Annotated in this window: 12 protein-coding genes; 9 read left to right on the top strand and 3 right to left on the bottom strand. The window is 72.8% G+C overall.

All coding sequences use genetic code 11. From position 1 onward, the window contains the following. Positions 1–13: 13 nt before the first annotated feature. The gene (locus tag ACFQH9_RS19370) at positions 14–757 is read right to left on the bottom strand and encodes an SDR family NAD(P)-dependent oxidoreductase (RefSeq protein WP_379567566.1); all 744 of its coding nucleotides are present in this window, start codon (positions 755–757) and stop codon (positions 14–16) included. A 97-nt stretch (positions 758–854) separates the two neighbouring features. Between ACFQH9_RS19370 and ACFQH9_RS19375 the strand changes: the two genes are divergently transcribed. From ACFQH9_RS19375 to ACFQH9_RS19395, 5 genes are read left to right on the top strand one after another with little or no spacing between them, the layout of a single operon-like run. Further along, positions 855–1292: an NUDIX domain-containing protein gene (locus ACFQH9_RS19375; RefSeq protein ID WP_379567567.1), complete on the top strand. Its 438-nt coding sequence runs from the start codon at positions 855–857 to the stop codon at positions 1290–1292. A gap of 33 nt (positions 1293–1325) precedes the next feature. Beyond that, on the top strand, positions 1326–3467 hold the full coding sequence (locus ACFQH9_RS19380; RefSeq protein ID WP_379567568.1) for a hydantoinase/oxoprolinase family protein: 2142 nt from the start codon (positions 1326–1328) through the stop codon (positions 3465–3467). Beyond that, the gene (locus tag ACFQH9_RS19385) at positions 3464–5212 is read left to right on the top strand and encodes a hydantoinase B/oxoprolinase family protein (RefSeq protein WP_379567569.1); all 1749 of its coding nucleotides are present in this window, start codon (positions 3464–3466) and stop codon (positions 5210–5212) included. The genes ACFQH9_RS19380 and ACFQH9_RS19385 overlap by 4 nt, the downstream gene beginning before the upstream one ends. A gap of 5 nt (positions 5213–5217) precedes the next feature. After that, positions 5218–6396: an acyl-CoA dehydrogenase family protein gene (locus tag ACFQH9_RS19390; RefSeq protein WP_379567627.1), complete on the top strand. Its 1179-nt coding sequence runs from the start codon at positions 5218–5220 to the stop codon at positions 6394–6396. Further along, positions 6393–7418: an acyl-CoA dehydrogenase family protein gene (locus tag ACFQH9_RS19395; RefSeq protein ID WP_379567570.1), complete on the top strand. Its 1026-nt coding sequence runs from the start codon at positions 6393–6395 to the stop codon at positions 7416–7418. The genes ACFQH9_RS19390 and ACFQH9_RS19395 overlap by 4 nt, the downstream gene beginning before the upstream one ends. Before the next feature lie 56 nt (positions 7419–7474). Here the strand turns inward: ACFQH9_RS19395 and ACFQH9_RS19400 are convergent, their stop codons facing one another. Then, the gene (locus tag ACFQH9_RS19400) at positions 7475–8311 is read right to left on the bottom strand and encodes a mycofactocin-coupled SDR family oxidoreductase (protein ID WP_379567571.1); all 837 of its coding nucleotides are present in this window, start codon (positions 8309–8311) and stop codon (positions 7475–7477) included. Positions 8312–8479: 168 nt separating this feature from the next. Here ACFQH9_RS19400 and ACFQH9_RS19405 point away from each other — a divergent pair, with 168 nt between their 5' ends. The 4 genes from ACFQH9_RS19405 to fgd are packed head-to-tail and all read left to right on the top strand — an operon-like array spanning position 8480 to position 12270. Continuing rightward, the gene (locus ACFQH9_RS19405; protein WP_379567572.1) at positions 8480–9676 is read left to right on the top strand and encodes an LLM class flavin-dependent oxidoreductase; all 1197 of its coding nucleotides are present in this window, start codon (positions 8480–8482) and stop codon (positions 9674–9676) included. After that, a complete protein-coding gene (locus tag ACFQH9_RS19410) occupies positions 9673–10023 on the top strand; it encodes a VOC family protein (RefSeq protein ID WP_379567573.1) in 351 nt (116 codons plus the stop codon). The genes ACFQH9_RS19405 and ACFQH9_RS19410 overlap by 4 nt, the downstream gene beginning before the upstream one ends. A 5-nt stretch (positions 10024–10028) precedes the next feature. After that, entirely contained in the window at positions 10029–11240 is a 1212-nt protein-coding gene (locus tag ACFQH9_RS19415) for a cytochrome P450 (protein WP_379567574.1), read from the top strand. A 28-nt stretch (positions 11241–11268) separates the two neighbouring features. Further along, positions 11269–12270, top strand: coding sequence for a glucose-6-phosphate dehydrogenase (coenzyme-F420) (gene fgd / locus ACFQH9_RS19420; protein WP_379567575.1), 1002 nt, complete (start codon positions 11269–11271; stop codon positions 12268–12270). A 51-nt stretch (positions 12271–12321) separates the two neighbouring features. Here fgd and ribA read toward each other — a convergent pair whose 3' ends face one another. Next, on the bottom strand, positions 12322–13560 hold the full coding sequence (gene ribA / locus ACFQH9_RS19425) for a GTP cyclohydrolase II (protein WP_379567576.1): 1239 nt from the start codon (positions 13558–13560) through the stop codon (positions 12322–12324). Positions 13561–13564: the final 4 nt, after the last annotated feature.

Here is a 13564-nt window from a genome sequence, read left to right on the forward strand (position 1 = left end):
GGCCGGCTGTACGTCAGTTCATGGTGATCCCGCCGTTGACGCTCAGGGTCTGCCCGGTCACGTAGGACGCCTCGGGGGAGCAGAGGAAGGAGATGCTCTGGGCGATCTCGTCCACGTCGCCGAGGCGGCGCATCGGAATCGCCTTGGTGAGCGCGTCGATCACGCCGGGCTTGGTCTCCGCGACCCCGCGCAGCATGGCGGTGTCGACGAGCCCGGGGCACACGACGTTGCTGGTCACCCCGGCGCGGGCAGACTCGCGGGCGAGGGTCTTGGCGAACCCGAGCAGGCCCGCCTTGGTCGCCGAGTAGACACCCTCGCCGCCCGCGCCGGCGCGGGCGCTGTCGGTCGCCACGAAGACCACGCGGCCCCAGCCGCGCTCGGTCATGCCGGGCAGCACGGCCTGGGCCAGCCGCATCGGCGCGCGCAGGTTCACCCGCCACAGCAGGTCCCAGCCAGCCGGGTCGCTGTCGACGAACCGCTCGACGCGGGACACGCCCGCGTTGTTCACCAGGATGTCCGCGGCAGCGAACCGGTCGGCGGCGGCCTCGATCGCGGCGTCGTCGCCGAGGTCCAGGGCGACGGGCTCGGCCGACGCGAGCCCCTTCGCCACCGCCGCGGCGGCTGCGGCGTCCCGGTCCACGACCAACACGTGCGCGCCCGCGGCGCCCAGCAGCTCCGCGGTGCGCGCGCCGATCCCGGCACCGCCTCCCGTGACGACGGCGGTTCGGCCGGACAGGGCGGCGGGGGAGAGGGTCATGGGGGCTCCTCGGGCTTCGACGACGACGAGACGTGTCCAGGGTATTGAGCAAGCGCTTGGTACACCATAGGCTGTCGGCAGGGCGAGAGGAGGACCGATGACGAACCTCGTGGACGCGCCGGTGCGCGCCGTCGTGGCGATGGTGCTCACCCACCGGGGTGACGTCTGTCTGCTGCGGCGCAGCGGGCGGGTCGGCTCGGACGTGGGGCGCTGGCACTGCGTCACCGGCTTCCTCGACCGCGGGGTGCCGCCCGCCCGCCACGTGCTCACCGAGCTCGTCGAGGAGACGGGGCTGACCGTCGCCGACCTGGACTGGTGGCGCCACGAGGCGGACCTCGTGCTGCCGGACGGGCGCTCGGGCAGCTGGCGGGTCCACGTCTACCGGGCCGAGGCCGCCACCCCCCGCGTCGTCCTGAACTGGGAGCACGACGACGTCCGCTGGACGCCCTGGGCGGCCGCCGCGGGCCTGGACCTCGTGCCCTGGCTCGGCGAGGTCGTCGCCGCCACGGACGTCGGCCACCCGGTCGCCGCCTGACCAGCCACCCGTTCGAACAGTGAGGTCTCCACGATGCCCGCAGTAGCTGACGGCACCGGCGCCGCCGGACCGGACGGGGGGTACGCCCTCGGAGTCGACGTCGGTGGCACGTTCACCGACGTCGTCCTGGCCGGACCGACCGGCCAGGTCGCCGTGGCCAAGACGCTCAGCACGCACGACGACCCGACCGAGGGGATCCTGACCGGGGTCGGCCAGGCGCTCGCCGCGGCCGGCGTCGCGCCGGGCGAGGTCACCCGGTTCGTGCACGCGACCACCCTGGCCACGAACCTGATCCTCGAGCGCAAGGGCACCCGGGTCGCCCACGTCGCGACCGCGGGCTTCCGCAGCATGCTGCCCCTGGGCCGGTACGCGCGGGTGGAGGAGGATCGGTTCGACACGTTCTTCGACCCGCCGTCCCCTCCGATCCCCGCGGCGGACTGCTTCGAGGTCCCGGAGCGGGTCTCCGCGCGCGGTGAGGTCCTGCTCCCGCTCGACGAGGAGGCCGTGCGCGGGGTGGCCGCGACCATCCGCGAGCGCGGCATCACCGCCGTGTCGGTGGCGCTGCTGCACTCCTACGCCGACGACCGCCACGAGCGGCGGGTCGCCGAGATCCTGCGCACCGAGCTGCCCGCGGGCTCCACGGTCGTCACCTCGTCGCAGGTGTGGCCGGAGCTGCGCGAGTACGAGCGGTCGACCACCACTCTGATGTCGGCCTACGTCGGGCCGATCATGGTCCGCTACCTGACCGGCCTGCAGGCCCGGCTCGCCGAGTCGGGCATCGCGGTCACCGTGCAGGTCATGGAGTCCGGCGGCGGCGTGATGTCCGCCGAGCTGGCCGGCCGCCGCGCGGTCGCGACCATCGAGTCCGGACCCGCCGCGGGCGTGCTCGCGGCGCGCGCGACCGGGCTGGCCGCTGGCCACGCCGACGTGCTGTCCTTCGACATGGGCGGCACCACGGCGAAGGCCTCGGTGATCCGCGGCGGCGAGCCTGCCATCACCACCGAGTTCCACGTCGGCGGCAAGGGCAGCTTCGGCGGCCGCCGGGCGGGCACCGGGGTGCCGATCAAGACCCCGGCGATCGACCTCGCCGAGGTCGGCGCGGGCGGCGGCAGCGTGGCCTGGGTGGACGAGGGCGGCGCGCTGCGGGTCGGCCCGCACTCGGCCGGGTCGCAGCCCGGCCCCGCCTGCTACGGGCTCGGCGGTTCCGAGCCGACCGTCACCGACGCGAACCTCGTGCTCGGCTACCTCGACCCCGACCACTTCGCGGGCGGCACCATGTCGCTCTCGCGCGACCTGGCCGAGAAGGCGGTCGACGACCGGGTCGCCGGTCCGCTCGGGGTGTCCCGCGAGCAGGCGGCGCAGGCAGTGCACGACATCGCGAACGCCGCGATGGGCGCGGCCTTCCGGGTCGTCACCGTGCAGCGCGGGCTCGACCCCCGCGGCTTCGCCGTGGTCGCCTCGGGCGGGGCCGGGCCGATGCACGCCGCCCGGGTCGCCGAGGCCTTCGACATCGGCACCGTGATCATCCCGCCGTCGTGCGGCGTCGGGTCGGCGGTCGGGCTGCTCGGCACGGACCTGTCCACCGACCGGCTCACCACCCGGCTGCGCCACGAGGACGCGCTCGACCCGGCCGAGCTCGACGCCGTGTTCGCGGAGCTGGCCACCGCGGCGGCCGACGACCTCGGCGTCGAGCTCGCCTCGGCGGACACGAAGGTCCTGCGCTCGGTGGACGTCCGGCTGGCGGGCCAGGCCCACGAGCTGACCGTCGACCTGCCGGGCGAGCGCTGGACCCCCGAGACCCTGGGAGCGCTCAAGGAGGCCTTCGGGCGGCGCTACAAGGAGTCGTACGGGATCGCCGCGCACGGCGCCGTCGAGCTCGTCAGCTACCGCGTGCGGGTCACCCGCGTCGTGCCGAAGGTGCCGCTGGGCCGCAGGCCGGGGGAGGGCGCCGGGTCCGGCCCGGTCGGCCACCGCCCGGTCTGGTTCGCCGAGTACGCGGGGTACCGGGATGTGCCGGTGCACGACCGGGACACGCTGCGCGCCACCGGTGCCGTGCCCGGCCCGCTGATCGTCGCGGACGAGGAGTCGACCGTCGTCGTCCCGCCGTCCTGGACCGCCCGCGTCGACGACGCCTTCGATGTCGTCCTCACCCGTTCCCCGGAGGACCGGTCATGACCACCCTCGAGACCGCCGAGACCCCCGACCTGCTCACCGCCGAGGTCCTGCGCAACGCACTGGTCGTCGCCGCGGAGGAGGCCAGCATCGTCGTGGTGCGCTCGGCCTACTCGACGTTCATCGTCGAGGGCTCCGACGCCTCCGCCGCGATCCTCGACGCCGACGGCAGGCTGATCGCGCACTCCATGGCGACCACCCTGATGAACTCCATGGCGCTGTCAGTGGCGGTGCCGTACCTGCTGCAGGACATCCCCGCCGAGACCATGCGGCCCGGGGACGTCTTCGCCACGAACGACGCCTACAAGGGCGGCATCCACACCAACGACATCCTGGTGTTCAAGCCGATCTTCGTCGACGGCCGGGTCGCCTACTTCACCGGCACGCTGATCCACGTCTCGGACATCGGCGGCGGCTCGGCGGGCGGCATGGCCTCGCTGGCCACCGACATCTTCGCGGAGGGGCTGCAGCTCCCGCCGGTGCGGATCGCGACCGCCGAGGGCCTGGAGGACTCCGTCCTGCGGATCCTCGCGCTCAACAGCCGCACGCCGGACAAGGTCGTGGGGGACGTCCGGGCGCTGATCGCCGGGGCCACCACCGCCGCCACCCGGGTCGAGGAGCTGATCGCCGAGCACGGCGCCGAGGGCCTCGCGGCCGGGGTGCGGGACTACCTGGAGTACAGCGAGGTGCGCACCCGCGCCGCCGTCGCCGCGCTGCCGGACGGCGTCTACCGCTCCTCTTACGTGATCGACGACGACGGGGTGCACGAGGGCGTCGAGCACACCGTGCGCGTGGCGGTGACGATCGAGGGCGAGGCGGTGCGCCTGGACTTCGAGGGCACCGACCCGCAGGTCGCGGCCGCGGTGAACGCCAGCATCTCGCAGTCGCTGGCCGGCGCGGTGTTCGCCTTCCGCTGCTTCCTCGACCCCACCATCCCGATGAACGACGGCTCGCTGCGGGTGCTCGACGTGCACCTGCCGCTCGGCTCGCTGCTCAACGCCACCTCGCCCTACCCGTGCGGCGGCCGGTTCCTCCCCGCCTACGCCGCGATGGAGTGCGTGCTCCAGGCGCTGTCCGAGGCCGTGCCGGAGCGGGCCATCGCCGCGTCGGGGATCCTGCAGCCCTTCTCCGTGGCCGCCACGACGGCGCCGTACTGGGTGCACCTGGCCTACGAGTTCGGCGGGGTCGGCGCACGGCACGGCAAGGACGGGCCCGACGCCAGCGGCATCCACTTCGGGCTCGGGCGCAACTCCGTCCCCCAGGTGGAGCCGGTCGAGGTCCGCTGCCCGCTGGTCGTCGAGGAGGTCGAGTACCTGCCGGACTCCGGCGGACCCGGCCGGTGGCGTGGCGGGCTGGGCACCCGCACGGTGTTCCGGCTGCTCGCCGACGCGCACGTGACGACGCGTGGGGACCGGCTGCGCAACGGCCCGCCCGGCCGCGACGGCGGGCGGCCCGGCGTGCCCGGCGGGTTCTTCAAGCGCACGGTCGACGGCGAGCTGGTCCGGCTGGCGGCCAAGGTCAACAACGAGCACTTCGCGGCGGGTGAGGCGTTCGTCGTCGAGACGACCGGTGGGGGCGGCATCGGCCGCCCCGAGGACCGGCCGGTGGCCGAGGTGGTCGCGGACGTCGCCGCCCACCGGATCACCGCCGCGGCGGCGGCGCGGGACTACGGCGTCGTCCTCGACGCGACCGGGCGGCCCGACGAGGTGGCGACGGCCGAGCTGCGCCGCACGCGGACCGGGGGGTGAGCGCGATGGACCTGACCTTCGACGAGGCCGACGAGCGGTTCCGGCTCGAGGCCCGCGAGTGGCTGGCGGCCCACGTGCCCACCGAGCCGCTGCCGTCGCTGGACACCGCGGAGGGGTTCGCCGCGCACCGCGCGTGGGAGCGGGAGCTCGACGCCGCGGGCTGGTCGGCGGTGCACTGGCCCACCGAGTACGGCGGCCGAGGGGTATCCCTGCTGCAGTGGCTGCTGTTCGAGGAGGAGTACTACGCGGCGGGCGCTCCCGGACGGGTGTCGCAGAACGGGCTGTTCCTGCTGGGCCCGACCCTGCTGGAGCACGGCACGCCCGAGCAGCGCGCCCGCTACCTGCCCGGCATCTCCTCCGCCGAGTCGATCTGGGCGCAGGCATGGTCGGAGCCCGGCGCGGGCAGCGACCTCGCCGCGATCCGCTCCACCGCGACCCGGGTGGAGGGCGGCTGGCGGCTGTCGGGGCAGAAGACCTGGAGCTCGCGGGCGGCCTTCGCCGACCAGGGGTTCGGGCTGTTCCGCTCCGAGCCCGGCTCCACGAAGCACCGCGGCCTGACCTACTTCCTCTTCCCGCTCACCGCCGAGGGCGTTTCGGTGCGCCCGATCCGCCAGCTCGACGGCGAGACGGGGTTCGCGGAGATCTTCTTCGACGAGGTCTTCGTCCCCGACGTCGACGTGCTCGGCGGGGTGGGGCAGGGCTGGTCGGTCGCCATGGCGACCGCGGCCTCGGAGCGCGGCATGTACCTGCGTAGCCCGGGCCGGTTCATGGCGACCGCGGACCGGCTCGTCGACCTGCTCGACCGGGTCGGCCCGGACGCGCACCCCGCCGCCGCCGACGCCGTCGCGAAGGCCTGGATCCAGGCCGACGCCTACCGGCTCTACACCTTCGCCAGCGCCACGACCCTCGCCGAGGGCGGGGACCTGGGCGTCTCGGCCAGCGTGAACAAGGTCTTCTGGTCCGAGCTGGACATCGCCATGCACGAGACCGCGCTGGAGCTGCTCGGACCGCTGGGTCCGCTCGACGCCGGGGCACCGGCCGCGGTCGACGGCGGCCGGTGGCTCGACGGGTACCTGTTCTCGCTGGCCGGCCCGATCTACGCGGGCACCAACGAGATCCAACGCAACGTGATCGCCGAGCGGCTGCTGGGCCTGCCGCGGGAGCCGCGAGGAGTGACGCAGTGAGGTTCGCGCTCAGTGAGGACCAGCAGGCCCTCGCCGACGGGGTGAGCGAGCTGCTCACCGCGGAGGCGACGGGCGAGCGGCTGCGCAAGGTCGTGGTGGACCCGGGGGAGCGCACGGGTGCCCTCTGGGGCCGGCTGCGCGACCTCGGCGTGTTTGGCGCGCTCGTGCCGGAGGACCGGGGCGGGCTCGGGCTGGGCGGGGTCGAGACGGTGCTGGTCGCCGAGCAGCTCGGCAGGCACACCGTGCCCGGGCCGGTCGCCGAGACCGCGCTGGTCGCCGGGCACGTGCTGGGCCGCTGGGGCGGCGCGGCCGCGAAGCCGTGGCTCGCCCGCCTCGCCGAGGGCGACGCCGTCATCGGGGTGCGCACCGACCCCGGCGGCCTGGTCGTCGACGCCGACCTGGCGCACCTCGTGCTCGCCGCGGGACCGGACGGCGTGGTCGGCTCGGCCGCGGCCGACCTGACGCTCACCGCCCAGCCCGGCGTCGACCCGACCCGCAGGCACTTCGCGGTCGCGGAGTCGGCCAGTGAGCTCCTCGCGCAGGGCGAGGCCGCCGCGGCGGCGTTGCGCCGGGCCGGTGCCGTGACGACCGCGGCCCAGCTCGTGGGCGCGGGCGCGGCGGTGCTCGACCAGGCCGTGGCCTATGCGCAGGAGCGTGCCCAGTTCGGCCGGGTGATCGGCTCCTACCAGGCGGTGAAGCACCAGCTCGCGACCGTCCGGATCGCCCTGGACTTCGCCCGCCCGCTCGTCCTGCGGGCGGGCCTGCAGCTCGACGGTGACGGTGGGCCGGTGGCGGACCGGGACGCGGTCGCGGCGAAGACCGCGGCGGCGGACGCGGCGAGGCTGGCTGCCGGCACGGCCCTGCAGGTGCACGGCGGCATCGGCTACACCGATGAGCTGGACCTGCAGCTCTGGCTCAAGCGCATCTGGTCGCTACTGCCGGAGTGGGGCACCGCCGAGGCCGGCCGCCGCGAGGTCCTGCGCGTCCTCCTGGGCGACCGCCGCCCTGTCCGCTACCCCTGAGCGGCCTCGATCGCGGTTCGTAGGTGCCGGATCCGGCACCTACGAACCGCGATCGGCTATTTGGCGTTCATGCCCGCATCCACCGGGAGCTGGATGCCGGTGACGTAGCGGGCCTCGTCCGACACCAGCCAGGCGACGGCGTTGGAGATGTCCCGCGGCTCCAACCAAGGGATCGGCAGCAGGTTCGTGGTGGCGAAGTTGGCCGACACGTCCTCCTTGGTGGGGTGCTCCAGGTCCGGGGCGAACACCTTGAACGTGGTGTCGTTGATGATCATCGTGGTGTCCACGCTGCCCGGGTGCACGCTGTTGACCCGGATGCCGTGCTCGGCGAGCTCCATGGCGAGGGTCTTGGCCAGGCCGGTGACGCCGTGCTTGGCCGCGGCGTAGTTGCCGTAGTTCGGGACGCCCTTGAGACCCGCTGCCGAGCTGGTGAGCACGATCGAGCCGCCGTTGCCCGCGGCGAGCATGTGCGGGACCGCCGCGCGGACGGTGGTGAACACGCCCGTCAGGTTGACGTCGATCGTGGTCTGCCACAGCTCGTCGGACATCTCCCAGACCTTGCCCGGGGTGCCGAAGATGCCCGCGTTGGCCAGCACGATGTCCAGCCGCCCGCCCAGCTCCGTGACCCCGTCCGAGACGGCCTCGGTCAGTGCGGAGACGTCCCGCACGTCCACCTGGCGGGCGACGATCCGCCGGTCGAGCTTCTCCACCAGCGAGACGGTCTCGGCGAGGTCCTCGGGGGTGGCGCCCGGGAACGGAACGGTCGGGATGTCCTCGGCGACGTCGATCGCGATGATGTCCGCGCCGTCCTCGGCGAGCCGGATCGCGTGCGACCGCCCCTGTCCGCGTGCCGCCCCGGTGATCAGGGCGACCTTGCCCTGCAGTCCTGACATGTGCTCCTCCTACAAATGCTCGTCCGGCCGCCTTGACACCTCAGCGGCGAGACTGCCAGTCTACCAAGCAAGCGATTGGTCACCAGTCTTTCGCCGGTTCGTCTCGGACCTTGCAGGCGCCGCAATGATGGGAGTCGCCCCACAATGAACGCTGACGTTCGTCGCCGGATGAAGTTCGGGGTCTTCCTGGGGCCGGAGCACAAGCCCAGCAACAATCCGACCTGGGACCTCGACCGGGACCTCGAGTTCGTCGAGCACCTGGACAAGATCGGGTTCGACGAGGCGTTCATCGGGGAGCACCACTCCAGCGGGTGGGAGATCATCTCCTCGCCGGAGCTGTTCATCGCCGCGGCCGCCCAGCGCACCAAGAACATCAAGTTGGGCACCGGCGTGATCTCACTGCCCTACCACCACCCGCTGATGGTCGCCGAGCGGATCACGCTGCTCGACCACCTGACCCACGGCAGGCTCATCGTGGGCGTGGGGCCGGGGGCGCTGCCCTCGGACGCCGCGATGATGGGCCTGGACTACACCTCGCTGCGGGAGCGGATGGAGGAGTCCCTCGAGGCGATCCTCGCGCTGTTCACCGAGGAGGGGCTGATCGACCGCAAGACCGACTGGTTCGAGCTCAACCAGGCCCAGCTGCAGATGCTGCCCTACACCCGCCCGCACCCGGAGATCGCCGTGACCGCGGTGATCTCCCCGGCCGGAGCGAACCTGGCCGGGCGCTACGGGCTCCCGATGCTGGCGCTGGCCGCGGCCACCCCCGCGGGGCAGAAGGTCCTGGCCTCGCACTGGAACATGTACAGCGAGCAGCTCGCCCGCCACGGCAAGGCCGAGCCGGACCGCAAGGACTGGCGGCTGGTCAGCTGCATCCACATCGCGCCCACGCGCGAGGAGGCCGAGCGGCAGGTCGCCTACGGCATCGACCACGCGGCGCGCTACGCGCTGCGGGACGCAAGCTTCCTGCAGGCGGTGCTGGACACCTCCGGGCTGCCCGCCGACGCGCCGTGGCTGGACATCTTCCGGGCCTCCGAGCTCGGGGTGGTCGGCACCCCGGAGGACGCCATCGAGCACATCGAGCGCATGCAGGAGATCTCCGGGGGCTACGGCACCCACCTGATCCGGGTGCTCGACTGGGCCAATCCGCGGGACACGTTCGACTCCTACGAGCTGTTCGCCCGCGAGGTCGCCCCCCACTTCCAGGACTCCAGCCGCCGTCGGGTGGAGAACTGGACGACCTTCTCGGGCTCGGAGAACGAGTTCCAGAAGGCGCTGACAGCCGCGAACGAGCGCGCCCGCAACCGGTACGAGGCCGAACGCTCCGCGGACGCGGCGCGCGGCGGAGCAGGAGCAGCGAAGTGAGTGACCAGCCGACGGTGGGGAACGTGCTGTACCCGACGTCTGATGTGGACGGAGCAGTCGCGTTCTACGGCAAGGCCCTCGGCCTGCCGGTGAAGTTCCAGGACGGTAGCCGCTTCGCGATGCTCGACGGCGGCGGGACGAGCTTCGCGCTCGCCGGCGCGGAGGAGGACGTCACCGCCGGCCGCGTCGCCGCGTCGCTGCGGGTGGCGGATGTCGCCGACGCCGTACGGGCCGCGGTCGCAGCAGGCGCCTCGGTGATCCGGGATGTGGAGCAGGGCCCGCACGAGACCCGCGCGGTCCTGCGGGACCCCTGGGGCAACCTGTTCGTCGTCTACCGGAGGAGCTGATCGCGGTGTCGACGACCAGGGAACTCTTTTCGCTCTCGCTGCCCGAGGTCGACCTGCCGGGGGAGGACCTGACCGCGGATCCCGCAGGGGCCTGCGACAGGCTGCGAGCCCATGGTCCGCTGGTCCGGACGGTGCGGGGAGTCGAGGTCCTGTCGTACGCCATGGCCCGGGCGATGTGCGTCGACCCGGCACTGGACTCGATCGGGGCCGGCTACTACGAGAACCTCGGCGCCTCCGATCCGATCATGTGGTGGGCGACGGAGGGCTCGCTACCGATGATCGAGGGCGCCCGCCACGATCGCATTCGGCGGGTGCTGCACCGGGCCTTCACCCGTCGCCGCATCTCCGCCCTCACCCCGGAGATGACGGCGCTCGCCCGGGAGTCGGTCGCGCGCCTGCCGTCCGACGAGCCGTTCGACCTCGTCGAACGATTCAGTGGGCGATTCCCCGTCGCAGTCCTCTGCTCGCTCCTCGGGGTGCCCGGTGACGACGTCGAGCTGTTCCGTGGATGGCTCATGGATCTGGGGCTGCTCGCCGCCATCCCGTTGGCGCCTCACACCCCGGTCATCGACGCAGCGATCGAGGGCCTCCGAGCCTATCTTCGCGACCTCATCGACCGTCGGCGGCGGCATCCGTCCGACGACATGGTCAGCGCGTTGGTCCAGGCTTCGGGCCCGGAGGGACGGCTGACCGAGAGCGAGCTGGAGGGCGCACTGCTCAACCTGCTCTTCGCCGGGCACGACACGACCCGCTACCAGTTCGCGTCGATCGTCGAGCTCGTCGTCGAGCAGGGGATGTGGGCGCAGCTCAGGGCTGAGCGCGACCTGATCCCGGCAGTGGTGGAGGAGTCGATGCGGCTACGACCGGCACTGCACATCCTCCTGCGCAGGGCGACCGCCGACGTTCACCATCTCGGGGTCGACATCCCCGCGGGCACCCTGCTGGCCGTGAACGTCTTCGCGGCCAACCGGGATCCCGAGGCGTTCCCCTCTCCGCACCGGATGGATCCACGGCGCGACGGGGTGGGCCGCCAACTCGGATTCGGGCACGGCGCGCACCTCTGCCTGGGCCACGCGTTGGCGCGTGCGGAGATGGCGATCGCGCTCGCGGCCTTCCTCGACCGGTTCGACGCCGTGGAGCTGGCTGCGCGACCGCGCTTCCCCGAGGGCTTCGCCTCCATGCACGGGCCCGAGGAGCTCACCCTGCGCGGGGTGTGATCAGGCCATCGAGGACGGAGATAGCAGCGTGGAACTCACGATCGGGTACAAGGCCTCGGCGGAGCAGTTCGGGCCCCGGGATCTGGTGGAGTACGCGGTGCGCGCGGAGGAGGTCGGGCTCGACAGCGTCTGGGTGTCGGACCACTTCCTGCCGTGGCGGCACGAGGGCGGGCATGCGCCGTCGGCCTTGACATGGATGGCGGCGGTGGGGGAGCGGACCTCACGTGTCCTGATCGGGACGTCGGTGACCACGCCGACCTTCCGCTACAACCCGGCGGTGATGGCGCAGACCTTCGCCACCATGGCGCTGCTCACCGGCGACCGGGTCATCCTGGGTGCCGGTACGGGTGAAGCGCTCAACGAGGTGGCGGTGTCGGGTCGGGAGTGGCCGGAGTTCAAGGAGCGCTACGCGCGGCTGCGCGAGGCGGTGAAGTTGATGCGGCTGTTATGGACCGAGGCCGAGGTCGACTTCGCCGGCGAGTACTACACGCTGGTCAACGCGTCGATCTACGACAAGCCGGAGAAGCTCGTCCCGGTCTACATCGCCGCGGGTGGCCCGCAGGTGGCGCGGTATGCCGGCCGTCAGGGCGACGGCATGATCTGCACCTCGGGCAAGGGCATGGACCTCTACACCGAAAAGCTGATGCCGGCGGTGACCGAGGGCGCGGAGAAGGAGTCCCGTGACCCCGGCTCGATCGACCGGACCATCGAGATCAAGATGTCGTATGACCGGGACGCGGACGTGGCGTTGGAGAACACCCGGTTCTGGGCGCCGTTGTCGTTGACCGCGGAGCAGAAGCACTCGGTGAACAGCGCGCAGGAGATGGAGCGCCTGGCCGATGAGCTGCCGATCGAGCAGGTGGCCAGACGCTGGATCGTGGCGTCGGACCCGGACGAGGCCGTCGCGCAGATCAAGCCCTACCTCGACGCGGGGCTCAACCACCTGGTCTTCCACGGCCCCGGCCACGACCAGGAGCGCTTCCTCACCCAGTTCGCCGAGGACGTCCTGCCCAAGCTGCGCGCACTCTGACCGACGGGAAAGGGCTCGCCCCGCGGGGCGAGCCCTTTCCCGTGTGCGCTGTCAGGTACCGGTGAGCACGGCGATCCGGTGCCCCATCCGCTCGTTCTTGGTGCGGAGGTAGGCCACGTTCTCGGCGGTGACTGCACTGGGCCGGGCCACCCGCTCGACGACGTCGATCCCGGCCGCCCGCAGCGCGTCGACCTTGTCGGGGTTGTTGGTCAGCAGGCGCACCCGGGCGAGGCCCAGGTGGTGAAGCATCCCGGCGGCGGTGCCGTACTCGCGCGCGTCGGCGGGCAGGCCCAGCGCCAGGTTGGCGTCGACGGTGTCGTGGCCCCGCTCCTGCAACGCGTAGGCGGCGATCTTCGCGGCCAGCCCGATTCCGCGACCCTCGTGCCCGCGGTGGTAGAGCAGCACCCCCGACCCTGCGGCGACGATCGTGTCGAGCGCGTCCTCCAGCTGGGAGCCGCAGTCGCAGCGCACCGAGCCCAGGACGTCCCCGGTGAGGCATTCGCTGTGCAGGCGAACCAGCGGCGTGGAATCCGCGGCCGGGTCGCCGTGCACCAACGCGAGGTGCTCGGTGCCGTCCGCTCCGCGGAAGGCGTGGGCTGCGAAGGTCCCCACGCGGGTGGGCAGGGTGCAGGTCGCGACCTCGACCACACCGGACTCCAGCCGTCTGCGGTGGGCGGCGATCTGGGCCACGGTGATGATCGGCAGGTCGTGCTCGCGGGCGAACGCGAGCAGCGCGGGCCTGCGGGCCATCTCCCCGTCCTCGGCGAGCAGCTCGCACAGCAGCCCGACGGGCGCCGCGCCGGCCAAGGTGCACAGGTCGACGGTCGCCTCGGTGTGGCCCGGGCGCTCCAGCACTCCGCCGGACCGGGCGCGCAAGGCCATTACGTGGCCGGGGCGCACCAGGTCGTCGGGGGAGCAGTCTGGGTCGGCCAGCAGCCGGATCGTGCGGCCGCGGTCTCGCGCCGAGATCCCGGTCGTCACGCCCTCGGCGGCGTCGACCGACACGGTGAAGGCCGTGCGCAGCGACTCGCCGTTGGACTCGTCCGGCACCATCAGCGGCAGCTCGAGGGCGTCGGCGCGCGAGTCGGGCATGGCGACGCAGAGGAAGCCCGAGGTGTGCCGTACGAAGAAGGCGGTCGTCGCCGTGGTGGCGAACTCCGCCGCCATCACAAGGTCGCCCTCGTTCTCGCGGGACTCGTCGTCGACGACCACGACGATGCCGCCGCGGGCGATCGCCGCGACCGCCTCCGGCACAGAATCGAAGACCCGCTCCTCGTCCGTGTCCGGCACTGCC

This window comes from Pseudonocardia lutea (genome assembly GCF_042658055.1).
GTDB classification, from domain to species: Bacteria; Actinomycetota; Actinomycetes; order Mycobacteriales; family Pseudonocardiaceae; genus Pseudonocardia; species Pseudonocardia lutea.

What these genes read in the sequence shown, in the direction of transcription:
- ACFQH9_RS19370 (WP_379567566.1), bottom strand. Translation starts at nt 757, where the DNA reads ATGACCCTCTCCCCCGCCGCCCTGTCCGGCCGAACCGCCGTCGTCACG.
- ACFQH9_RS19375 (WP_379567567.1), top strand. Translation starts at nt 855, where the DNA reads ATGACGAACCTCGTGGACGCGCCGGTGCGCGCCGTCGTGGCGATGGTG.
- ACFQH9_RS19380 (WP_379567568.1), top strand. Translation starts at nt 1,326, where the DNA reads ATGCCCGCAGTAGCTGACGGCACCGGCGCCGCCGGACCGGACGGGGGG.
- ACFQH9_RS19385 (WP_379567569.1), top strand. Translation starts at nt 3,464, where the DNA reads ATGACCACCCTCGAGACCGCCGAGACCCCCGACCTGCTCACCGCCGAG.
- ACFQH9_RS19390 (WP_379567627.1), top strand. Translation starts at nt 5,218, where the DNA reads ATGGACCTGACCTTCGACGAGGCCGACGAGCGGTTCCGGCTCGAGGCC.
- ACFQH9_RS19400 (WP_379567571.1), bottom strand. Translation starts at nt 8,311, where the DNA reads ATGTCAGGACTGCAGGGCAAGGTCGCCCTGATCACCGGGGCGGCACGC.
- ACFQH9_RS19405 (WP_379567572.1), top strand. Translation starts at nt 8,480, where the DNA reads ATGAAGTTCGGGGTCTTCCTGGGGCCGGAGCACAAGCCCAGCAACAAT.